Genomic DNA, 21588 nt, shown 5'->3' with positions numbered 1-21588 from the left:
GAGAGGGGGAACGCCGAGTGCGGCGTGACCAGCAGCGGGGCCGGGTGGCCGCGGTTGATCATCCGCAGGCCCGGGCCGGTGAGGTCGAGTTCGATGAGCAGCGCGGTGGCGAAGTCCTCGTGGCGTTCGGCGGCGTCGTGGCGTTCGGCAGCGTTGTGGAGTTCGGCAGCGTTGTGGAGTTCGGGCTCGGTGCCGCCGAGGCGGGCCCGGTGGGCGATCGTCGCGTCGAGGCGCTGGGCGAGCGCGATGAGGTCTAGGTCGGCGGCGTAGGTGTGAAAAGCGTGCACGACGGCCGCCGCGGTGGCCGCAGCCTGCGGTCCGGAGCCGCGGGCGTCGCCGATCAGCACCCTGACGGTGTCGCGGGTGCGGACCTGCGCGTGGAAGTCGCCGCTGAGTCCGTCGGCCGAGTCGCCCGGGCGTCGGTGGACGGCGGCTCGGAACGGGCTGGCGGACCCGGCTTCGGCCTGGGCGTGGGCCTGATCCTGGGCGGGGCGGCGGGGGCACGGGATGAGCGCGGCCATCGTGACCTCACCCCTGGCCGTGGTCGACGAGCCGGGCCAGCGCCCGGTCCAGGTCCAGGTGCCGGGGTTCGGAGCCGGCCGGGACGATCGCGTAGGCGTGGCACAGGAACATCCGGACCGCCGCCTGCGGGGTGATCACCAGGGCGGTCGAGGCGCCGCTGCGCAGCTCGATCATCAGATCGCTCAGGCCGAACGGCCAGACGTGGACGTCGCCCTCGCCGGTCGGGGTGTGCAGGCCGTCGGTGAGCAGGTCGCGGGCGAAGACCCACTCGATGGCGTCGGTCACCGCGCCGGGGCCGTCGGCCTCGCCCTCTTCGGCGTCGGCGCCGCCGTCGGGGTCGACGTCGAGGAACGCCAGCCGGACCGCGAACGGATCGTCGGAGCGGTAGCGCAGGACCGCGGGCACTCCCGCCATCCGCGTGTCGGAGGTCACGACGTGGGTCTTGAGCGGCTGTTCGTGGGTGGCGAGCATCGCGGTACTCCTTGCTGTCGACGGACCCGGCCGGTGGTGCCGTCGGGCCGCTCTAGTGGCGTTATCACAACAAGGACTTGTGAAGGGCGCCTGACCTTACGCGGTTTTCGCCCGAATTCTTTGTGATCTACGCCACACTGGAACGAAACGGATCTTCGGTACCATCGGTACGCACAGCGACGACTTGGGGTGAGATCGTGACCGAAGCCGCTATAAGCGACCAATCGCCTGCCGACGACGCGGAGCCGGTGCCGATGCCGGAGCTGGCGTCAGGGCCGGAGCCGGAGCCGGCGTCGGCGCTCGCGTCGGAGCCGAGGCCCGGCACCGACCTCGCGGCGTACACGCGCGTCTACGAGGAGCACAACAGCCGCCTCGTCGGCTACGCCGTCACCCTCACCGGCAACCCCTCGACCGCCGAGGACCTGGTCGCCGAGGCCCACTTCCGGGTCTGGCGCCGCATCGCGGCCGGCCACGCGGTCCAGAACATCCCGGCCTACCTGGCCACCACGATCCGCAACCTGGCGAACACCCTGCACCGCGCCACCACCGAGATCCCGGTCCCCGCCGAGACGGCCGAAGCCGAGTTCGGCCGGCCCGCCGCGACCGTGGCCCCGGACGACCTCTCGCAGCAGGTGGCACACGTGGACTTCGTCACGCGCCTGCTGAAGGACCTCCCCGAGCGCTGGGTCCACGCCCTGTGGCTGTCGGAGGTCGAGGACCTGCCGCTGGAGACGGTCGGCCGGCGCATCGGGGCGAACAGCAACGCCACGGCAGTGCTGCTGAACCGCGCCCGCGAGGGCCTGCGCCAGGCCTTCCTGCGCGGCTACCCAGGTGCGCCGGCGGCCGAGGCGTGCGCGAAGCACTGGCAGAAGATGCCCTCACTGCTCCGCGGCGGCCTGTCGGCCCGCCAGACGGACTCACTGCGCGGGCACGCGGAGCAGTGCGACGACTGCCGCGCCCGCCTGGCCGCGCTCCAGCAGGTCAACCTGCGGCTGCCCGCCCTGCTCGGCCCGGCGCTGCTGCTGCTCACGCTGGGCGGCGGCTCGCTGCGGCTGTTCGCCGCGGGGGCTGTCGGCGGCGCGAAGGCGGCCGGTGCCGCGGGCGGCGCGAAGACGGCCGGCATGGTCGGCGGCGCAAAGGCGGCTGGGGCGACTGCCGAGGCTACTGCTGGCGCGACGACCGCGGGAGCGCATGGCGCTGGAACGGCGGCCGGAGCTGCTGGAAGCGCGAAGATGGCTGGCGCTGTCGGCGGCGCGAAGGCGGCCGGTGCCACTGCCGGCGCGACGACCGCGGGAGCGCATGGCGCTGGAACGGCAGCCGGTGCGGCTGCCGGGGCGAAGACCGCCGGCGTGGTCGGCGGCGCGCGCCATCTGCGGCATGTCGGCGGCAAGCTGCGGCATGGCGTTTCGAGCGGAGGCGGCAAGACAGCCGTGGTCTCCGCGGGTGTGCTGGGGTCGACGGCCATAGCGGTCGCGGCGGTGGCGCTGACCGGCGGTGCCGCCCACCCGAGTGCCGCACCCGCTCAGCAGCCTGCGGCGCAGCCGGCCAAGTCAGTGCCCGCCGCCAAGACGACGCCCTCGGTTCCCAAGCACACGACCCCCGAGCCCGCAGCTCCCAAGCATCCGGCGCCGCCTGCCACATCCGCGCCGCAGCCGCAGCCCTCAGCCGTGCCGGTCCAGTACGCCCCGCGCCATGCCGCGCCCGCCGCGACGCCGCACGTCACGCCGACCCAGACCACGCCAGCCCAGACCACACCGGCCCAGGCCACGACCCCTCCGCCCGCCGCTACCCCGCCACCGGCCGTTGCTCCGCCGCCGACGCAACCGACGACGCAACCGGCCAGCACTCCCCCGCCGAGTCAGCCGGTCGCCGCACCGCCGGTGCAGACCCCTGTCACACCGCCGACGACTCCGGTGGCGACGCAGCCTCCTGTGACTCCTCCCTCGACAGCGCCGACCACACCGACGCCGCCGCCCTCCTCGACGCCGCCGAGTAAGCCGGACCACGACATCGACGTGATCATCGTCGTGAGCCCGCCGCTCAACGTGACGATCACGGTGCACCTCCCGCACCCCACGCAGGACCATGACAGCGCCCAGAGCCACGACGCGGCAGCCTCCAGCTCCCAATCGCGCTGACTGTTCGGGCGGCCGAGCCATTTCCGCAAAGTCACCCGGATGACCGCGACAGACAGGACACGCCGGACGCCCCGATGAGTTGCTGGGGTGGGGGTCCGCTCGACCGAAGGAGGTCCAGAGGCGATGTCCAAGTCAGGGAAGAAGAACGAAGGGAACGCCGAGCACGTCGCCAAGTCCGACGTGCGGCACCGTTACAAGGTGACGGAGTTCGCCGACTTCACCCGGCGCGAGGTGAAGCCCGACGGCTCGGAGAAGATGATGCCGCGGGTCGCCGTCCTCACCCCGATGAACGGTGCCGGTAAACAGGTGCGGGCCTACGTCCCGGGCAACCTGGACGCCCCGCTGGAGGTGGGCTCGGTCGTGATGTGCCGGGCGCACGACAAGCCGAACAAGGGCGACGGTCCGCCGGTGAAGTTCCGGATCACCAACGTAGTCGAGGCCGGAACCGGTGGTGACGGCACGCTGACCGCCGCGCAGAACCAGCTCGCGAGCCGGACGGCGACCGGCGCGATCGCGATGGAGCCGAGCGAAACCGCACGCCGGTGAGTCGGTGGCCGATAGCAAGCCGGTAGCCGGTAGCCATTAAGTCAGCATGCTGACGCTGATGGCGGCAGGCGGCAGGCGGCAGACCAGTCCGGGGCGCCCCGCACGAATGGGGCGCCCCGGATTCCGCATCCGGTTTTCGCAGCCCACTGATTCAGTCAGGCAAGGTTCTGAGATTGCTCGGCAGCCGACGCGAGTCGGCGCAGGACCAGGATCCCGCCGATGCCCGGCAGCAGGGAGGCGACCTTGGTGCCGGCGACCGCGCGGTCGTTGCGCCACGTGGTGACGACGATGACCAGGTAGGCGCAGCCGTGGGTGGGACCGATCAGGGAGCTGACCGGCGCGAGCCGCAGGGTCGCCAGGTTGGCCAGCAAGACGACGAGCGTGACGAGTTCGGCGCAGGCGGCGATGCGGAAGAAGCCGGTGGGCACGGTCACGCTCCCGTGGTGGAGCCGGGGCGGATGATCATCAGGACCGTGACAGTCGCCCAGAGGAGGTTGAACACGCCGGTATCCATGGCCAAGCGCGTACTGAGAGTAGTGCCGGTGGCTCCGGCGGGCTCGGCCAGATCCGTGAGCGCGGCCTGCTGTCCCGGCAGGATCCGCAGCATGAGCACAGCCGCGGCCACGGCGGTCAGGGCGATCGCGGTGATCAGCCAGGCGCTGCCCAGGACGCCGAGGTTGCTCGCGGTGGCGAAGCCGAATACGGGTACCGCCATGCCGATCGCGGCGTAGACGCGGCAGACGCGGTGCAGCAGGTGGAGCTGGTTGGACGCGGAGGTGTCGCCCGCGCCCGACGGGTCCCGCGCCTGTCGCAGAACCCTGGGAAACATACTCGCGGCGACGGCCACCGGGCCGACCGCGATGATGGCTGCCAAAACGTGCAGCGACAGCAGGAATTTGGTCACTTCGCGACGCTATCGAGCTAGCGTCGCCCACCCCAGTGGCAATTGTGACAGGTTTCAACGGAAAATTGCCATCACCCCATCTAGGGCTTTGAGCTGCTGATACGTCGCTATCGATCTCTACCGAAGGCTGCTTCCAGTGCCGCGTAGAGGTATGTTCTGGCCATGCACACCATCGCCGTAGTCGCCCTGGACGGGGTGATCCCCTTCGACCTGTCGACCCCGATCGAGGTCTTCACCCGCTTCCGGCTGCCCGACGGACGGCCCGGCTACCAGGTCCGCGTCTGTGCCGAGCACGAAGAGGTCGAAACCGGGACCTTCACCCTGCGCGTCCGCTGGGGACTCGAGGCATTGCAGGACGCTGACACGATCGTCGTCCCCGGCATCGCCGAACTCCGCGCCCCGCTGCCGGACGCCGTCGCCGACGCGCTCCGCGCCGCCGCGGCGAACGGCACCCGCATCGCGTCGATCTGCACCGGCACCTTCCCCCTGGCCGCGACCGGCCTGCTCGACGGCCTGCGCGCCACCACGCACTGGCTCGCCGCCGACCAGTTGGCCGCCGCGTATCCCGCGATCGAGGTGGACCCGAACGTCCTGTACGTCGACAACGGCCAGTTCCTCACGTCCGCCGGTGCCGCCGCCGGACTCGACCTGTGCCTGCACCTGATCCGCAAGGACTACGGCTCCGCGGTCGCCGCCCACGCCGCCCGGCTGTCGGTGATGCCGCTGGAGCGGGAGGGCGGACAGGCGCAGTTCATCGTGCACGACCACGTCCCCGCCCCGGCTCCGCGAGGCGCCACGCTGGACCCGCTCCTCACCTGGCTCCGGGACAACCTCGGCCGCGACCTCACGCTGCCCGACATCGCCGCCGAGGCGGGCCTGAGCACCCGCACGCTGATCCGCCGCTTCCGCGAGCAGACCGGCACCACGCCCTTGCAGTGGCTCCATCGCGCCCGCGTCCGCCGCGCACAACACCTGCTGGAGACGACGCAGCACTCGGTCGAGCGGATCGCGACGCAGGTGGGGTTCGGGTCGGCGACGGCGTTCCGGGATCGGTTCAAGCGGACCGCGGGCGTCAGCCCTCAGGCCTACCGGCGGTCGTTCGGCTCGGTCGGCGCGCCCAGCCGATGAACAACCTCAGGAGGCCCACCCGACCGACCGATGAGCGAGATGAGCGAGATGAGCGCGCAATGGCCAACCGGGCAATGAACAACCAACGAGCAATCGATAGGCACTGATTTTCGAACACCGCTTCACTCTCACCCCCACCAGCCACCTCCGAAGCGCGAGCAACCCTTCTGGCCCCCTCCAACTGGCGCCCCACCCCGACCGCATTTCTAGTGGGGAACCAGTAGGCCGCCGAATCCGGGGGCCGCGAGAGGAGTGAGCGCATCATGCAGCACCCGCGTCCGGCCCAGGCCGCCGGCATCGCCCTCGCCGCGGCTGTGCTGGCCGCAACCGCCGCCGGCTGCGGCAGCGCGAAGAGCGCCAGCAAGTCCGGCTCGTCCGGCGGCACCGCGGGGGGCTCGAATTCGAGCACCCGCATCGGCATCCTGCTGCCGGAGTCCAAGACCACCCGGTACGAGGCGTTCGACAAGCCGTACCTGGAGGCGGAGCTGAACGCCAAGATGCCGGGCGTGCAGATCGACTACTACAACGCCGGGCAGGACGCCACGGTGCAGCAGACCCAGGTCGACACCGCGCTCACCAAGGGCGACAAGGTGCTGATCCTGGACGCGGTGGACTCCAAGTCGATCCAGGCCTCGGTGCAGAAAGCGCACGACGCCGGCGTGAAGGTGGTCGCCTACGACCGGCTCGCGCAGGGTCCGGTGGACGCCTACGTCTCCTTCGACAACATGAAGGTCGGCGAGTTGCAGGGCACCGCCCTGCTGAACGCGCTGGGCTCGGACGCCGCGAGCAAGCAGATCGTGATGATCAACGGCTCCCCCACCGACCCGAACGCCGCGCAGTTCAAGGCCGGCGCGCAGTCGGTCCTCAACGGCAAGGTGAAGATCGGCAAGGAGTACGACACCCCGAACTGGGACCCGAACACCGCCAACCAGGAGATGGCCGGCGCCATCACCGCGCTCGGGGCCGCCAACATCAACGGGGTCTACTCCGCCAACGACGGCATGGCCGCCGGTATCGCCACCGCGCTGAGCGCCGGCGGCCTGCACGTCCCGCTCACCGGCCAGGACGCGCAGCTCGACGCCATGCAGCGGATCGAGGCCGGCACCCAGACCATGACCATCTACAAGCCCTACAAGCCCGAGGCCGACGGCGCCGCCGACGTGGCCGTGGAGCTCGCGCAGGGCAAGACCCCCGGCACCGACCTGCTGCCGGACAAGCAGACCTCGGGCTCGGGGCAGTCGGTGCCCTCGAAGCTGATCACGCCGACCGTGGTCGACAAGAGCAACGTCTGTAGCACCGTCGTCAAGGACGGCCTGTACACCGCCGCGCAGATCGGCATCACCTGCTGATCCCTCCCGGCCCCGGCGCCAGGAGCGAGAAGCAGACCGATCGACAACCCCGAACCACGCGGAGGTCCCGCCCATGCCCGACACCACTTCGCAACCCGTGCTGGAACTGCGCGGCGTCTCCAAACGGTTCGGGGCCGTGCAAGCCCTCACCGACGTCGACCTGGCGGTACACGCCGGTGAGGTCCTCGCCCTGGTCGGCGACAACGGCGCCGGCAAGTCCACCCTGGTGAAGACCATCTCCGGGGTGAACCAGCCGGACGACGGACAGATCGTCTGGGAGAACCACTCCGTCTCCGTCAAAGGTCCCAGCGACGCCCAGAAGCTCGGCATCGCGACCGTGTATCAGGACCTGGCGCTGGCCGACAACCTGGACGTGGTCGGGAACCTGTTCCTGGGCAACGAGATCACCAGGGCCGGGATCCTGGACGAGATCGCCATGGAGGGCCGCTCGCGCGAACTCCTTCAGACGCTGTCGATCCGGATCCCCAGCGTCCGGATCCCGGTCGCCTCGCTGTCCGGCGGTCAGCGGCAGACGGTGGCCATCGCCCGCTCGCTGATCGGCGAGCCCAAGGTGGTGCTGCTGGACGAACCCACCGCCGCGCTCGGCGTGGAGCAGACCGCGCAGGTGCTGGACCTGGTCGAGCGGCTGCGCGACCGGAACCTCGGGGTGATCCTGATCAGCCACAACATGGAGGACGTGATGGCCGTCGCCGACACCATCGCGGTCCTGCGGCTGGGCCGGAACAACGGGTTCTTCGACGCGCACCGGACCAACCAGGAGGAGATCATCTCGGCGATCACCGGCGCCACTGACAACGCCGTCACCAGGCGGGCGGCCCGGCACTCGGAGGGACAGCAATGAGCCAGGGTCCGAACAGCGGCGGCACCGGCGGTTCCGGTCCCGGGTCCGGCGGCGGTGGCCGTGGCGGCTCCGGGTCCGGGTCCGGTGGCGGTTCCGGTTTCGGTAGCAGTTCCGATAGCGGCGACGGCGAGAACCGAGAGTTTCCGCCGCGGATACCGTCCGGATCCGGCGACTACAGCGGCGAGGAGCGGCCGGCACCGGCCGGCGGCGGTTCGGTCAGCGACAAGGTCGAGGAACTGCTGGCCGCCGGCGCCACCCCGGCCGAGGCCACCACCCAGGCCGCGAAGGCCACCGGCGAGTCCAAGGACGTGGTCCGGGAGATCGTGCAGACCATGGTCCCGGCCGCCGGCTCGGCCGCCGACCCGCGGCTGTTGCAGCGCGAGGGCGGCGTGGCCGGGTACTGGACCGAGTTCATGCGCCGGGTCAAGGGCGGCGAGCTGGGCTCGCTGCCGGTGATCGCGGCGCTGATCATCATCTGGATCGTGTTCTACGCGCTGAACAGCACGTTCCTGTCGGCGCAGAACCTGTCGAACCTCTCGCAGCAGATCGTCGGCACCGGGATGATCGCCCTGGGCGTGGTGTTCGTGCTGCTGCTCGGCGAGATCGACCTGTCGGTCGGTTCGGTGTCGGGGTTGGCGGCGGCGGTGTTCGCCGTGGTGTCGGTGAACAACGGCGTGAACCAATGGCTGGCGTTGATCCTGGCCCTGGTCACCGGGGTCGGGACCGGGTTCATCCACGGCTTCTTCTTCGCCAAGATCGGCGTACCGGCGTTCGTGGTGACGCTGGCCGGTAACCTGGCGTGGAACGGCTTGATGTTGAACGTGCTGGGTTCGACCGGCACCGTGAACCTGCCCAACAACGGCATCGTCTCCAAGCTCTACACCACCATCTACGGTCAGCTCGCCGCCGCTTACGGGGTCGCGGCCATCGCCGTCGTGCTCTACGCGCTCGTCGCGCTGTACGGCCGCATGCGGCGGACGAAGGCCGGGGTGCCGGCCCAGCCGCTGGGCGAGATCGCGGCGCGGGTGATCCTGCTGGCGATCGTCGCCTTCGTCGTGGCCTACGTCTTCAACCAGTACAAGGGCCTGCCGCTGGCGCCGCTGATCTTCCTGATCTTCATCGTGATCGGCGACTTCATCCTGCGGCGCACGGTCTACGGCCGCCGCATCTTCGCGGTCGGCGGCAGCATCGAGGCCGCGCGCCGGGCCGGTATCAGCGTGCCGTTCATCCGGATCACGGTCTTCATGATCTGCGGCCTGATGTCGGCGGTCGGCGGCATGTTCCTGGCCGGCCAGATCGAGTCCGCCTCGCAGACCTCCGGCAGCGGCAACCTGCTGATGAACGCGATCGCGGCCGCGGTCATCGGCGGCACCAGCCTGTTCGGCGGACGCGGCAAGACCTGGTCGGCGCTGCTCGGCGCGCTGGTCATCGGCTCGATCCAGTCCGGGATGAACATCCAGGGGCTGTCGAACAGCATCCAGTTCATGGTCACCGGCGCGGTGCTGCTGGCCGCGGTGGTCATCGACTCGGTGGCGCGGCGGACGCAGAAGGCCAGCGGGCGGGTTTAGGGCTGGTTGGTCGGCTGGTTGGTCGGCTGGCTGGTTCAGCTGGCTGGCTGGTCGGCTGGCGGCTCGGCTGACTGGCTCAGCTGGTTGATCGGCTGGTTGATCGGCTGGTTGATCGGCTGGTTCGCGGCTCGGCAAGCTGGTTCGGCAGGCGGCTCGGGCCGGGTGCCCGGGCCGCCAGCTTGCTCAGGCAGCTAATTCGAGCCGAGTCCTCGGGCCGGTTCAATCAGCGGCCGGTTAGGCCAATCAGCCCATCAGCCCATCGCGCCCGCTACGCGGACCCGGACCCGGATCCCGCTGCCGCGGCCTCCGCCAGCGCGGTCCGCGTCCCGCAATCGATCTCGTAGGCCAGAATCAGCTCAGCGATCGCCCGCGGGTTCGACAACGAGCGCCCCGTCTGCTTCTCCAACCGCCGCAGCCGGTTCCGCACCGTATTCGGGTGCACGAACATCCGGCGCCCCGCCTCTCCCGCCGATCCGTCGGCGTCCAGCCAGGCGCCGAAGGTGTCCAGCAGCAGCATCCGGTCCTGCGCCGGCAGTCCGTCGAGTCCGGCCAAGATCCCGCGTGCCACCCGCGGCATGATGTCCGGCGCGCTGCCGGCCACCGCTGACAGCGGGTCGTTGCCGAACACCACCACGCGCCGGCGTTCAGCCGCTCCGTGCAGGGCGATCCGTGCCAGCCGCAGGGCCAGCGACGTGGAGCGCAGGTCGTCATACGGCGGCGAGACGCCGACCCGCGAGCCGCCGCCCGCGTACAGCGCGGTGACCAGACGATCCAGTTGCGCGCCGGATCCGGGCAGTGCCGCGACGCCGATCTCGACGTCATGCATGAGCCGCCAGGCCGAGTCGATGCCGAGCACGCCGAGTCCCTGCTCGATCTGCGGCAGCGCGTGCCGGCCCACCTCGGGCACGCGCGCGGCGATCACCACGAACGGGCCGCTGGCCGGCAGCCGCAGCAGCTCGGCGGCCTCCCACACGTTCGTGTCCGCCAGCCGTCCTTCCAGCAGCGCCTGCACCACCGCCGAGCGCCGCTGTTCCTCGCTGCGGATCTGGCGGCCCAGCTCGTCGCGGTAGCCGGTGGACATCTCGCGGGTGAAGGCGTCCAGGGACGCTATCAAGATGGTCGCGGCGTCCAGGCAGGCATCGGCCGACATGCCCATATCGCGCGCGGTCTCGACGATCGCGGACCACACCACGCGGAACGCCACGCGGTAGCCGTCCATGAACACGGTCAGCGGGATGCCGTCGGCGGCCCCTATCCGGCCGGTGGGGCCGGCCGCGCGCAGGTCGGCCTTCTGGCTGCGGGCCATCGGGTCGAAGGCTGAGACCACGTGGTCGTGCACTGAGTCGCGCAGCATCTGGCGCGAGACCATGCCGGCATAGACGGGGAACTGCTCGAAGACGCGTGTCATCACGGTGTCGGTGATGTCGTCGGCGCGGGCCAGCATCAGGCCGGCGAGCGTCGTCAGCTCCGCCATCTTCTGGTCGCCGTTCGCCGGCCGCGAGCTCCCGCTCTCCACACGGCGCACCCTAGTGCGGCGGCGGTCTGCTGACCGGACGAATCGCCGATTGATCACTCTTATGTGGAGAGTTCTGTCACCCGTCCGGCGTGGCGACCGGATCAGCGACGTCCGGGAACGGGAAGGGCCAGTTCAGCAACTCCTCGCGCCGTAGCGCACCGACCTCGCCGACGTCACCCACGGCCTGGTCACGCAGACCTCCATACGGAGCGGCGACCGCCGCTTCCAACAGCGGCGTCAACGCCCCGGATTCCATCGACGCGCGCACCGCCGGATGCACCGCCTCCAGGCTGCCGGTCCGGGCCAGTTCCAAGTTCCACACGGCTTCGGGCCCTGATATCCGGGCCAGGTGCGCGTAGAGGAACAGGCGGGCCTCCGGCGACAGGTCCGGCTCCAGATTCCGGATCAACGCATACACCACATGCGCCTCCTGCGCGGTGGCCGCGGCCATCTCCTCGATATCGAGGGCCACCGCGACTTCGGGCGCGAGCGCCGCGCGGACCCGCTGCCGAACCTGGGGAACACGTAGCCTGCGATACGCGACGAGTCGCAACGCCGGCGATGCCCACTCGTTCATGCAGATCGCCGCCGCGATCCCCGGCTCGCGGTCGGCGAATGCCAGGAGGCTGCGAAGCGTGACGTCCGGCGCGAGCGGATTCGCGGCCAGTTGCAGCCGCACGCGCGCGCTGGCTTGTGGCCTCAGCGCGTGGTCGACGACCGGCTGGGACAACGGGACGTGGCTGACGATCCGCAACAGCGCGCGGGCGCAACGGACGGCTTCGGGTTCGCTGACGACCCGACCGGTGACGGGCGTGGGCGCGGCGTCGGCCGCGATATGTGCCAAGGTCTCGGCCGGGGCCAGCGCGAGCAGGATGTTCGACCCGCGCCACAGATGGTCGCCCAGGCCGCTGAGCACTGCGGGTATCAGCCGCCGGTCTGCGGGGTCGGTCGGCTCCTGACGCTGACGCAGCAGGCTGTGCAGACTGCCGGACCACGAATCGACCGCGACGACGGCCTCGGCCCAGGGCCGTGGTTCGCAGCCGGCGTCGTGCCGGATCCGGCGGACCAGTTCCGGCCCGGTGCCGCCGACTCTCGGATCCAGCAGCACCGTCAACGCGATCACCGCCGGACGTACCCGATAATAGAGATCGTCAACGCTGATGGTGCCGACCCGGATGCCGATCAGGACCGTATCGCGCAGGTGGCCGAAGGCGTCCAGCTCGGGGTGGGGGTCGAGCGCCAGATCGTGGTCGTAGTCGGCGATGGTGGGACGGGGTCGCAGGGTCGGCAGCGGTTCGGGGGAGACCCGCCGTTGAAGGTCCGTCAGGCTTTGGAAGGTCAAGAACGGGAGCCCCGCCCCATCCTCGTGAAGCAGGGCCTGGAGTTCCGCTTCCAGTTTGTCGATGCTGAAAACCACAAGACTATGGGAACACACAACACGCAACCAGCGCGGATCTCGTCTCAGGCCTCTTCCAAGCGCAGGTCACTGGCTATCGTGGAGACATGTCCGAGTTCGGGATCGAGATGCGCCGCCGGCGCATGCGCCGCGAGTTGTCACTCGCCGCGCTGGCTGACCGCGTGCACTACGACAAGGGCTATCTGAGCAAGATCGAGACCGGGCGGCTGCCGGCCAACCGACGCCTGGCCGGCCTGGTCGACGTCGAGCTGGAGGCCGAGGGGGAACTGGTCGCGCTGGTGCCGCAGGAGTCCCGGCGCCGCAGCGGCCCGGAGACGCCGACCGCCGAGGACGCCCAGAGCAGCGAGCCGGACTGGGGACGCGAGCTGGCCGCGTTCGGCGAGGCGTTGTCCGTCCCGTTGACGATGCGACCGACCGCGGGCCGGGGCGAAGCCGACGATCTCCGGCTGCTGACGCACTACTGGGAGGAATTCGACCGGCATCGGCGACTCAGCCAGCAACTGCCCCCGGAACTGGTACTGCGGCGGCTGATCGTTGATTTCAATACCCTGATGGAGCTGGTGCAGACCTCGCGATCGACGGCGTCGCGGCTGCGACTGCTGGCGGCCCGCTACGCCGAGTTCATCGGCTGGATGTGCCAGGAAGCCGGACGCCTGGACCTCGCGCTGGCCTGGACCCGCCGCACCGCGGACCTCGCGACCCGGGCCGAGGCCGCCGACCTGGCCGCGTACACGCTGGTCCGGGAAGCGGAACTCGCGTTGTACGAAGGGGATCCGGCCACGGCCATGGAGTTGGCCGGACGGGTGTTGGAGGATCCGCGGGCCCAGGCGCGCAGCCGCGGGTTGGCCGCACACCGGCAGGCGCAGGCGTTCGCGGTGCGGGGCGATCACGCGGGATGCCTGAATTCGCTGGACCATGCCCGCGATCTGCTCCATCCCGAGCGCATCGCGCAGGAAGCCCGGTCGGCGGGCGAGCCGGTGGTCGGATCGGCGACGGTAGGCGGGCTGGACAACGCCATAGCCGGCTGGTGCCACTACGACCTGGGGCGTCCGCGCCGGGCCAGCGAGTTCCTGGCCGACGCGCTGGAGCGGACGCCCGCCGAGGCGCATCGCTCGCGGGCGCTGTTCGGTGCCCGGCTCGCCCTGGCCTACGAGGCATCCGGGGAGCTGGAGGAGATGCGGGCGGTGACGCTTCAGGTGCTGCGGGACGCCGGCCTGGTCCACTCCGCGGGCGCCGACGCCGAACTGCGCGGGCTGTCCCGCGCGCTGATGCGCCACCACAACATCAGAGAACTGCGAGAGCTGCGCAGCAGCCTCGACGAGGCCCTCGTCGGCGTCCGATGACCGCCCCGGGGACGCCGGAGAGCCAGGCCGACTGGCAGCGTCTGGACAGTGTCGTGGTGCTGGCCACGCCCTGGTTCGACGTGCGGCAGGACGCGGTGATCCGGCCCGACGGCGCCGCCGACGTCTACCACCACGTGGCCACCCCCGGCTCGGTGACCATCCTCCCGGTCGCCGCCGACGGCCGGGTTCTGCTGACCCGGCAATGGATCTACACCCACGGCGGCGTCCAGTGGCGGCTCCCGGCCGGCACCATCGAACCCGCCGACGAACGCCCGGTCGCCGCGGCCCGGCGCGAGCTCGCCGAGGAGACCGGGCTGCGTGCCACCGGCTGGACCGCGATCGGCAAGGTCAACGGCGCGGACAGCCTGACCAACCACGTGGACCACGTGTTCGTCGCCCACGAGCTGACCCAGGGCCAGGCCGCGCGGGAAGGCGGCGAAGCCGATATGGAGTTGTGCTGGCTGTCGTTCCAGGAGGCGCTGGAACTGGTGTGGTCCGGGCAGATCCGGCACGCGGGCAGTGCCTACGCGCTGCTGGCGTTCGGGATTCGCGAGAGCGGTATTCGGGTCGAGGTCTCTTGAGACCTCACGCCTCATCAGGCTCCTTACCCACAGAGCCGACCGCGTCGTCCGAGTCATCCAAGTCACCCGGGCTGTCCGCGCGCAGATGCTCGATCGCCTTCTCGCACAACTCCCGGATCATCTCCGGCGGGATCGCGTAATCGCGGCCGGGCAGGAACGAGACCGGGTCCGACAGCGCGCCGTCCGGGCCATACGGCTCGACGACGACTTCGATGTCGACGACGTCGCCCTCGGCGAGGCCGAGCGGGGAGTCAGAGCGCGGGTCCAGCTGCACGCCGGCGTGCTGGTAGCGGTAGCTGAAGCGGACGCCCACCGCACCGCCGTACTCCGAGGCCTCCGTCGGGAGCGCCAGCTGCTCGGTGAGGGCGGCGATCAGGTTCCGCGGGGTGGCGGCGATGGCGAGGCGGACCTCGTGCGAGACGCGCAGCGACTGGTTGCGGGCGTAGACATGCAGCGCCGGTGCGGCGTGCGGGTCTGGCTCCGGGACCGGCGCCGGGGCCGGCAGGACCCTGGTTCCCACCGCGCGGTCCCGCTTCCACACCGTTGCCAGCCGGTCGGCTGCGACCTCGCGCAGGCCGCCGAAGGCGTCCAGGTAGCGGCGAGGCGCCAGGACCGGGGGCAGATCGCTGTCGTCCAGCCGGACGATGAACACGAAGGGGCGGGCCCGGCGCTGCTCCAGCACCATCGCCGCGGAGATCTCACTGTTGACCCAATAGCGGTCGCGGGCTGCCGCCGACCAGGCCAGGACGTAGTAGTCCGACCGCTCCAGGGCGCCGTTGATGCTCATCACCACGTCGTCGCCGGGCAGGATGTCCATGATGTCGAGGAAGGGGTCGATCCCCCGGTCCAGCAGATCCCGGTGGAACTTCAGGACCTCGGCGCGGTCGGCCGTCGCGTAAGAGACGAAGACGGCGGGGCCCTGCCGGTCAGGATGATGCGGCATTTTCTCTCATTCGGTCTGGCGAGCGGGACGGGACAAGTGGCGGAGCACGTGCACCGGCACACGTGCCGATGCACGCAATATAGGCGCCCCGACTTGATGCCCTGAATCCCCGTACAAAGTCCAGCACGCCCACCAGGCCGGATGCCCCGGCTCCGGAATGTCGGCGGCCAGCGCGACCCGGCCGTCGCGGATGTCCAACTGCGCGCGTTGCAACGCCACATCGCGCGGGAGGTAGCGCAGGTAGTCCTCGAAGCGGTCGAGGAGCGCGGCGGTGATGGAGACCTCTGCGACCCAACGCGCGGCCACCACCGAGGCGGCGCCGGCGTGCAGACCGGCGCGGACGAAGCCGGTCCGCTCGTCGCGGCCGACGCGCTGCGCCATCCCCGACTCGCAGGCGCCGAGGATCAGGGTTCCGCACGCGTTGAGGGCCGCCTTTTGGAAGCGATTCGGTGGGATGCGGCCGTCGCGCTCCGTCTTCGTGCTGGCGAACTGGAGCCAGGTTCCGGTGGCGTCCCCGGTGTCGGACTGGCCGTGGCCGAGGATGCGGACGCGGCGGTAGGGCGTGCGTGCCAGTTCCCGCTCGAAGTCTTCGGGGGTGGCCTTCGTCAGGACCTTGCGACGTCGAGCTTTGCGGGTTGGATCGTCGGCGCCGTCGAACGCGCTGACCAATAGTGAACGGCTGCCGCGGTTGGCTTCAGAGCGCTGATGAAGCAGCGGGCGGATCGAGAGGCAAGGGAGGTCCGATAGTGCGAAGCGGCACAAGATCGGGACCCGCTCCTCATCGCCGTTGGTGATCGGCAATGCCGCCAACGGCAGGTCGGACAGCACACCGCCGGCGACCACCACCAGCCGCTTGACGCGCCGCGGCACCAGGCCCAACACCGTCTCGACGCCGATCTCGGCGGCCAGTTGGTCGATGAGACGACAGACTTGGGCCCGGCCCTCGGGCTGGCTCAGGCGGATCTCGTTGCACTGCTTTCGCAGTTCTTTGACCAGCTTCTCCAGCTTGCTCCGGTCCGCCGGGACGTCCACGTGGTGCACCAGGTCGCGGCCGACGATGCCGTGGTGCACGCGGTGCGGGCGGGCGTGCATGATCCAGACGGCCTCGTCGCGGCGGGTCGCGTCGGCGATGGTGCGCAGCCACGCCCAGGCGGCGGCGCCGTCGGTGGGCGGCGGGAGGCGGCGCAGCTGCCGCTCGGCGTCGGGGGCGACGCGGCCGAGGATCGCCGCGCCGCGTGCCGATTCCATCGCGACGATCGTCGCGGCGACGGCGGCGGCCGCGTGCGCTCCGCCGGGTCCGGACCTCGCGAGCTCGGCGGCGACACGGATCCGCTCGTCATGCTCGTTGGGGATGTCCTCCAGCAGCGTGGCCCGGACCTCGTCGCTGAGCTGGCGCGCGACGAGGTCCTCTTCCAGGGCGTGGGCCGCGGCCCAGCGTTCCGAGGCCAGATCGGGCAGCTTCATCAGCTCATAGGCCTCGCCGAGCAGACGCAGGGCCCGGATACGCACCTCAAGGAGCTGATTCGCCTCGGCGAGCTCGGATGCGGCGACCAGATCCGCCACCGTCTCGGCAAAGTGCCCCTCCCCCTTCCGGCGCTTGACCGCGGCGACCGCCACCTCACCGGAGACCAGGTGCCAGTAGGCGCGCTCGCGATCGGAGGCGGCGAGCTCCCGGACCGCGTCGAGATCCGCGCGCGCCTGCCCGACCTCGCCATCGTCCACCAGCCGGACGGCGTTCAGCAGGGTCCTGCTGAAGCGCTGCGCCGGCGGCTCGGTCCCCTCCACCGAGCCGCCCGGCCTCAGCAGCGTTTCGAGCACCCCGCTGAGAGCTTTGAGGGCCTTGCCACGTCCCAGCGCCACGAGCAGCACTACCAGTTCTTCCAGGACCGGCAGGCGCAGAGCGTCGTCGAGGTGGTCGGAGGCGAGCGCGGTCAGGATGACGTGGAGCGCTTCCTCGTAGCGGTACTGGTTTCTGAGGGCTAGTGCGCGGGTCAACGCGCGCGGTATTGATGTCGCTGGCTCTGTCGCGTCGGCTGGCGCGGGGTTCGGCTCGGGCTCGGCGAGGATGTCTGCCGTGGCCTGCTCGGAGCCGTCGCGAGCGGCCAGGAGGCGCAGATCGGCTTCGACGACGGCTGCCGACGCGGCGTCCCCCAGGGACTGGAACACGTCACGGGACTCGGTCAGGTAACGCATCGCGGCGTCGCGCTCGACCGCGGCCAGCCCTTCAACCCGCCGCAGCCGGGCGTGATCGACGGAGTCCAGCTCGGCGCCGGCGGTCTGGCGAATCTCGGCCGCGTCGGCGGCGGCACTCGCGTGGGCCCCGGCCTCTGATCGCACCTGCGCGCGCTCCAGGAGCAGGGGAACGCGGACCACGGCCCGCTCGGACGCCAGGTACTGGCCGCAGCGCGTGGCGGCGGCGGACAGGAAGCCGGCGGAACGAAGGAGGCTGACATGCTCGGCGGCGAGGGTCGACCAGAGCGCGGCATCATCGGACGCCACCAGGTCGAGGACGCTCGCGTAGGCGGCATCCACGGCGGCAGGCTCAGCGGCGGGCTCGGCGGCCGGGATCTGGCTCAGCGACCGCGCACGCTCCAAGGCCGCCACGAGTGGATCCTCGGCTTCGAGGAAGAAGCTCTCACTCACGATCCGCTCCGACCGAGCCGCGACAGATCACACACTCGCCTCCCACGCCGACTCCGGCGCACCCGCCAGCCACCTGCACTCGCGCCTCCCATCCAGCTCAGCAAAGAAGCTCTCACTCACGTCTGCTCCAGCCGACCTGCGGCAGATCACACACTCGCCTCCTGTACCGACCAGCTCAGCAAACAGGCTGACCCGATCCCGCCAGACTCACCATCAGCACCGTCCCCGGCGCCACCCCCGCACCGCTCCCCGTACTCGCCGGCGCCGAAGGTGTGCCGCTCGGCGCGGGCGTGCTCGGTGTCGGCGCCGGCGCCGAACCGCCGCCCGCGCCGCCACCGCCGACCGGCACCGAAGCGCCGGATCCCCCTGCTCCGATCGGCGGGCAGCCGGTGGGGCCGGCGGGTTGGGCCAGGCCGGCGGTGTTCACCAGTTGCCACTGGGCGCCGTCGTAGGTGCGCAGGTCCGGCTGCGCGGTCGTGCTGTCGGCTCGGGGGTCGTGGCCGGGCGAGACGGGGAGTACCGAGACCTTGAATGTGGGTGGTAGCGCCTCGGGGATGATCTGGCCGGCGGCGAGGTGGAGGGCGGCGCGCAGGGTCGGGCTGAAGTAGACGGCGTCGGCTCCGGGGGTTTGGAAGACGCTGCCGAGGAACATCGTGAGGGGTTTGGCGGTGGGGGTCAGCGGGGTGGCGTCGTCCTGCTCGATCTCGTCGGGGATGCCCGCGTGCTCCTTCACGATGTCGAAGACCGCGGTGCCGGTGAGGTCGGGGCCGAGGGCGCGCAGGACGCGGTCGGCGAGGTCGCTGCCGATCGGGGCCAGGAGGACCGTGCCGTCGTCGGCGGCCAGGGCGACGCCGTCGTCGTCGAGTGCGGCGGCGTGCAGGCGGCCGTCCTTGGCCTGCGCGGCGGACTGGAGCAGTTGCTTGATCTTGGGGAAGTCGCGGAGCAGGGCGGCGCCCTCCACCGAGCCGTCGACGCCGAGGACCGGGTCGGCGGCCGGGACCACGACGCTGTCGCCGGCCTCGGAGAGGGTGGCGCTCTGGCCTGTCAGGGTCTTGACGGTGATGGTCGGGTCCGAGTGGTCCGGCGGGGGCACGAAGGCCGCGAGCGCCGGGTTGTCGCCGGAGGGTGGCAGGACACTGAGATAGCCGTCGGGCGGCGGGCCGGGGCCGGCGGTGAAGGACCCGTCCATGAACGACGGCCCGCCCTTGTCCGGTGCCGCCGGCCCGCCGATCCGGAACGCCAGCGCGTCGCCGGCGGTCGGGACCGTGGCGGTGACGCCGAGCCACGGCTGGCCCGGGCCGCTCAGCCGGTCCTTGACCGTGCCGTCCGGGCTCTTCACCTCGTACAGCACACCGTCGGAGGCCGCCGGCACGTTGGCCGCGACCCCGTGCGACAGCTTGGCCTGGATCGACGACAACGCCCGGCGCGCCTTGTCCACCACCCCCGAACGCCACTGGACCGTGACGATGTTCGCGGTGTCCGTGGTGTCGAGCGAGCCGAAGTCCTGGCCCTGATACGTGAGGTCTTCCCGCACGCTGTGTCCGGTGGTGGTCTCGCGGTATTCCAGCGTCCGGTCCGGGTCCGACGAGCGCCAGACCTTCAAGTCGCCCAGCGGGATGACCTTGCGTCCGGTCGCCTTGATCTCGACGGTCGAGGTGTCCCCGGCCATCGACAGCGTGCGGTCGACGCGGTCGGAGACCTTCCCCGAGTCGTCGATCGACACCCGGTCGATCTCGCCGGTGCCGGAGGCGTCGTCGTACGTGGACTTCGGATCGAACAACCCGGCCCGGGTGACCGAGGTCGGCAGTTCGGGCCGGTAGTCCTGGTCGCCGATGCGGTCGTAGACGTCGCTGAGCGACACCCCGCCCTCGATCTCCACGAACCCGCAGTCCCGGAAGTCGCGGCTGGGGTCGACGATCAGCGCCTCCTCCTGATTTTGATGACGGCTCAGCGCCGAGGGCGGCGCCACGAAGTCGATCGGCGCCCGTTCGCGCAGCTGGTTGTCGGCGGTGTACCAGGCCTTGAACGGGGTCGGTGCGGGGCTCTGCGACTCGGTCGGCAGGGTCGCCTTGCCCTCGTGGGTCAGCCACTCCAGCGCACCGCTCCAGCGCATGATCTGGTCCAGGCGCTGGTACTGCGGCTCGTAGTCCTCGATGTCCTGCTGGTGCACGTCCCACCACTGCAACGCCCGGCCGAAGGAGTAGCTGGGCTCGACCTCGGTGCCGTTCGGGCCGTCGTCGCGGACGAACAGCCTCGCTGCCTGGGCACCGATGTCGATCTGGTCGCCGGTCGAGGCGAACGCGTCGTCGTTGCGGCCGAACCACAGCCGCCCGTGCTCGTCCAGCGGATCGTTCGGGCCGGCGCACTGGCTCCACGGCGTCACGGCCGCCGGGTCGGCCAGGAAGCCGCCGACCGCCTGGGTCGGCACGCCCTGGCCGACGCCGGCGACCCAGTTCTTCGTGACGTAGTCGACGTAAGCCAGCGAGTTGCCCACCGCGGTCCCGGCGAGCCCTCCGTCGTAGCGCTCCTGGCTCATCGAGGTCTGACCGGCGAGCAGGGAGTCGATCGCCCACAGCTGGGTCCGGTCGGTGGGGAAGCCGACCTGGGCCAGCGCCGAGGCCTGGTCCGTGCTGGGGTAGTAGAGCTCGTCCTCGACCTGGTTCTTGACATCGGCCGAGGACGTGAACACCGTGCCGGCCCAGTTGCCGGAGATCAGCCGCGCGGCGACATCAGGGCTCACCGAAGGTGCCATCGCCTTGATATCGCCGACGGTGGTCGGCGGCAGCGGGTCGAGGGAGAAGCCGGGGGCGGGGCCGTTGCCGGCGACGTGGTCCTGGTATCCCTTTTGCAGGACGCTGATGTCGTCCACGGTCATCGGGACCGAGGGCACATCAGGCCACGACCATCCGTCGGCCCAGACCTGGCCGTCCCGGACCGACAGCTGCGACAGCGACGTGGTCTTGGCCAGGAACGCCGTGAGATCGCTGAGGCTGGTGATCGCCGTGCTCACGTAGCCGTGGTCGGTCCGGACCTGGTCGGGGGTGCTGATCTGGTCGGCGACGACGTCGACCGTCTGCGCCGCCTGGTCGATCGTGTAGTGGTGGATCTGGACCAGCTCGGGGTCCGCGCCGTGGTCGGTGCGGTATTGGTCCAGCATCAGCCCGATGGTGCGACTCTCGTGCGGATCGCCTCGCGGGACCAGCAGATGCAGCACGCCGCTGGTGTCGGCCAGTTCGCGGCCCGGCCCCACCTGCTGGTCGGCCAGGTCGGTGAAGCCCTGGTCGCGCACCGGCAGGGTGTCGTAGGAGGCGTCCCGGATGGCCGCGGTGCTCATCCCCAGGTGCGCGGCCAGCGCGGTCCGGATCCAGTCCCGGACCTGGTCGGCCGTGTCCGGCGGGTCGAGGCCGGCGAGCCTGGTGGCCGCGCCGGAGTAGGACATGAGGAAGTCGGTCCTCGGCGCCACCGTATGCGACGCCGAGGACTTCGCGTGTCCCCCGCCCCCGCCGCCGGACCAATCGCACGCGCCGAACCCGACGACGCCGACCAGGACGACAGCCGCCGCCGCGGCCAGCAGCCGTCGGCGGTCGGCCACGACACCGCGCACTGTCCAAGAGCCCATCTCGCCCCACCGTCTTCCCGGTCCGGCCTGACCCCGAC

Annotated in this window: 17 protein-coding genes; 8 read left to right on the top strand and 9 right to left on the bottom strand. The window is 70.9% G+C overall.

Features of this window, described 5'->3' with window-relative positions:
• Both IZR01_RS35635 and IZR01_RS35630 read right to left on the bottom strand, forming a co-directional pair.
• Positions 1 to 521: SpoIIE family protein phosphatase (locus IZR01_RS35635; protein ID WP_194926408.1), on the bottom strand; the 521-nt coding region annotated here is incomplete at its 3' end.
• A gap of 7 nt (positions 522 to 528) precedes the next feature.
• Positions 529 to 993, bottom strand: a complete 465-nt coding sequence (locus tag IZR01_RS35630) for an SsgA family sporulation/cell division regulator (protein ID WP_194926407.1) — start codon at positions 991 to 993, stop codon at positions 529 to 531.
• Positions 994 to 1190: 197 nt separating this feature from the next.
• Between IZR01_RS35630 and IZR01_RS35625 the strand changes: the two genes are divergently transcribed.
• Both IZR01_RS35625 and IZR01_RS35620 read left to right on the top strand, forming a co-directional pair.
• Positions 1191 to 3131: a sigma factor gene (locus IZR01_RS35625; RefSeq protein WP_194926406.1), complete on the top strand. Its 1941-nt coding sequence runs from the start codon at positions 1191 to 1193 to the stop codon at positions 3129 to 3131.
• A gap of 123 nt (positions 3132 to 3254) precedes the next feature.
• Positions 3255 to 3677, top strand: coding sequence for a hypothetical protein (locus IZR01_RS35620; RefSeq protein ID WP_194897098.1), 423 nt, complete (start codon positions 3255 to 3257; stop codon positions 3675 to 3677).
• 155 nt (positions 3678 to 3832) lie between these two features.
• Here the strand turns inward: IZR01_RS35620 and IZR01_RS35615 are convergent, their stop codons facing one another.
• Together IZR01_RS35615 and IZR01_RS35610 are read right to left on the bottom strand one after the other, a co-directional pair.
• Positions 3833 to 4111 carry a DUF3817 domain-containing protein gene (locus IZR01_RS35615; RefSeq protein ID WP_323747190.1) on the bottom strand — a complete coding sequence of 93 codons (279 nt, stop codon included), beginning with the start codon at positions 4109 to 4111 and terminating at the stop codon, positions 3833 to 3835.
• Positions 4108 to 4581, bottom strand: coding sequence for a hypothetical protein (locus IZR01_RS35610; protein WP_194926405.1), 474 nt, complete (start codon positions 4579 to 4581; stop codon positions 4108 to 4110). The genes IZR01_RS35615 and IZR01_RS35610 overlap by 4 nt, the downstream gene beginning before the upstream one ends.
• Before the next feature lie 162 nt (positions 4582 to 4743).
• Between IZR01_RS35610 and IZR01_RS35605 the strand changes: the two genes are divergently transcribed.
• The 4 genes from IZR01_RS35605 to IZR01_RS35590 all read left to right on the top strand — a co-directional run bounded on the left by IZR01_RS35605 (position 4744) and on the right by IZR01_RS35590 (position 9488).
• Positions 4744 to 5709, top strand: a complete 966-nt coding sequence (locus IZR01_RS35605; protein WP_194926404.1) for a GlxA family transcriptional regulator — start codon at positions 4744 to 4746, stop codon at positions 5707 to 5709.
• Positions 5710 to 5972: 263 nt separating this feature from the next.
• Complete coding sequence (locus IZR01_RS35600; RefSeq protein WP_194897095.1) at positions 5973 to 7058, top strand: sugar ABC transporter substrate-binding protein; 1086 nt, start codon at positions 5973 to 5975, stop codon at positions 7056 to 7058.
• Positions 7059 to 7131: 73 nt separating this feature from the next.
• A complete protein-coding gene (locus IZR01_RS35595; RefSeq protein WP_194897094.1) occupies positions 7132 to 7920 on the top strand; it encodes an ATP-binding cassette domain-containing protein in 789 nt (262 codons plus the stop codon).
• Positions 7921 to 8252: 332 nt separating this feature from the next.
• Complete coding sequence (locus IZR01_RS35590) at positions 8253 to 9488, top strand: sugar ABC transporter permease (protein ID WP_194897102.1); 1236 nt, start codon at positions 8253 to 8255, stop codon at positions 9486 to 9488.
• 268 nt (positions 9489 to 9756) lie between these two features.
• Here IZR01_RS35590 and IZR01_RS35585 read toward each other — a convergent pair whose 3' ends face one another.
• Complete coding sequence (locus IZR01_RS35585) at positions 9757 to 11004, bottom strand: PucR family transcriptional regulator (RefSeq protein ID WP_194926403.1); 1248 nt, start codon at positions 11002 to 11004, stop codon at positions 9757 to 9759.
• Between the two features lie 76 nt (positions 11005 to 11080).
• Entirely contained in the window at positions 11081 to 12421 is a 1341-nt protein-coding gene (locus tag IZR01_RS35580) for a hypothetical protein (RefSeq protein ID WP_194897092.1), read from the bottom strand.
• An 86-nt stretch (positions 12422 to 12507) separates the two neighbouring features.
• On the opposite strand from IZR01_RS35580, the gene IZR01_RS35575 reads away from it, so the two are divergent.
• Positions 12508 to 13764: an NsdA family TPR-like regulatory protein gene (locus tag IZR01_RS35575; protein ID WP_194926402.1), complete on the top strand. Its 1257-nt coding sequence runs from the start codon at positions 12508 to 12510 to the stop codon at positions 13762 to 13764.
• Positions 13761 to 14345 carry an NUDIX domain-containing protein gene (locus tag IZR01_RS35570; protein ID WP_194926401.1) on the top strand — a complete coding sequence of 195 codons (585 nt, stop codon included), beginning with the start codon at positions 13761 to 13763 and terminating at the stop codon, positions 14343 to 14345. Before IZR01_RS35575 ends, IZR01_RS35570 begins: the two co-directional genes overlap by 4 nt.
• Positions 14346 to 14349: 4 nt before the next feature.
• Here the strand turns inward: IZR01_RS35570 and IZR01_RS35565 are convergent, their stop codons facing one another.
• The 3 genes from IZR01_RS35565 to IZR01_RS35555 form a co-directional block, all read right to left on the bottom strand.
• Complete coding sequence (locus IZR01_RS35565; RefSeq protein ID WP_194897089.1) at positions 14350 to 15288, bottom strand: toll/interleukin-1 receptor domain-containing protein; 939 nt, start codon at positions 15286 to 15288, stop codon at positions 14350 to 14352.
• A 6-nt stretch (positions 15289 to 15294) separates the two neighbouring features.
• On the bottom strand, positions 15295 to 17931 hold the full coding sequence (locus IZR01_RS53705; protein ID WP_194926400.1) for a CHAT domain-containing protein: 2637 nt from the start codon (positions 17929 to 17931) through the stop codon (positions 15295 to 15297).
• A gap of 175 nt (positions 17932 to 18106) precedes the next feature.
• Positions 18107 to 21550 (bottom strand): acyl carrier protein, encoded by a 3444-nt coding sequence (locus IZR01_RS35555; protein ID WP_194926399.1) that lies wholly within the window; start codon positions 21548 to 21550, stop codon positions 18107 to 18109.
• Between the last annotated feature and the right edge of the window lie 38 nt (positions 21551 to 21588).

The organism is Catenulispora pinisilvae (genome assembly GCF_015356865.1).
GTDB lineage: Bacteria > Actinomycetota > Actinomycetes > Streptomycetales > Catenulisporaceae > Catenulispora > Catenulispora pinisilvae.
This window is presented reverse-complemented; position numbering and strand designations above follow the sequence as displayed.

What these genes read in the sequence shown, in the direction of transcription:
- IZR01_RS35555 (WP_194926399.1), bottom strand. Translation starts at nt 21,550, where the DNA reads ATGGGCTCTTGGACAGTGCGCGGTGTCGTGGCCGACCGCCGACGGCTG.
- IZR01_RS35590 (WP_194897102.1), top strand. Translation starts at nt 8,253, where the DNA reads ATGGTCCCGGCCGCCGGCTCGGCCGCCGACCCGCGGCTGTTGCAGCGC.
- IZR01_RS35565 (WP_194897089.1), bottom strand. Translation starts at nt 15,288, where the DNA reads ATGCCGCATCATCCTGACCGGCAGGGCCCCGCCGTCTTCGTCTCTTAC.
- IZR01_RS35630 (WP_194926407.1), bottom strand. Translation starts at nt 993, where the DNA reads ATGCTCGCCACCCACGAACAGCCGCTCAAGACCCACGTCGTGACCTCC.
- IZR01_RS35570 (WP_194926401.1), top strand. Translation starts at nt 13,761, where the DNA reads ATGACCGCCCCGGGGACGCCGGAGAGCCAGGCCGACTGGCAGCGTCTG.
- IZR01_RS35600 (WP_194897095.1), top strand. Translation starts at nt 5,973, where the DNA reads ATGCAGCACCCGCGTCCGGCCCAGGCCGCCGGCATCGCCCTCGCCGCG.
- IZR01_RS35620 (WP_194897098.1), top strand. Translation starts at nt 3,255, where the DNA reads ATGTCCAAGTCAGGGAAGAAGAACGAAGGGAACGCCGAGCACGTCGCC.
- IZR01_RS35595 (WP_194897094.1), top strand. Translation starts at nt 7,132, where the DNA reads ATGCCCGACACCACTTCGCAACCCGTGCTGGAACTGCGCGGCGTCTCC.
- IZR01_RS35605 (WP_194926404.1), top strand. Translation starts at nt 4,744, where the DNA reads ATGCACACCATCGCCGTAGTCGCCCTGGACGGGGTGATCCCCTTCGAC.
- IZR01_RS35575 (WP_194926402.1), top strand. Translation starts at nt 12,508, where the DNA reads ATGTCCGAGTTCGGGATCGAGATGCGCCGCCGGCGCATGCGCCGCGAG.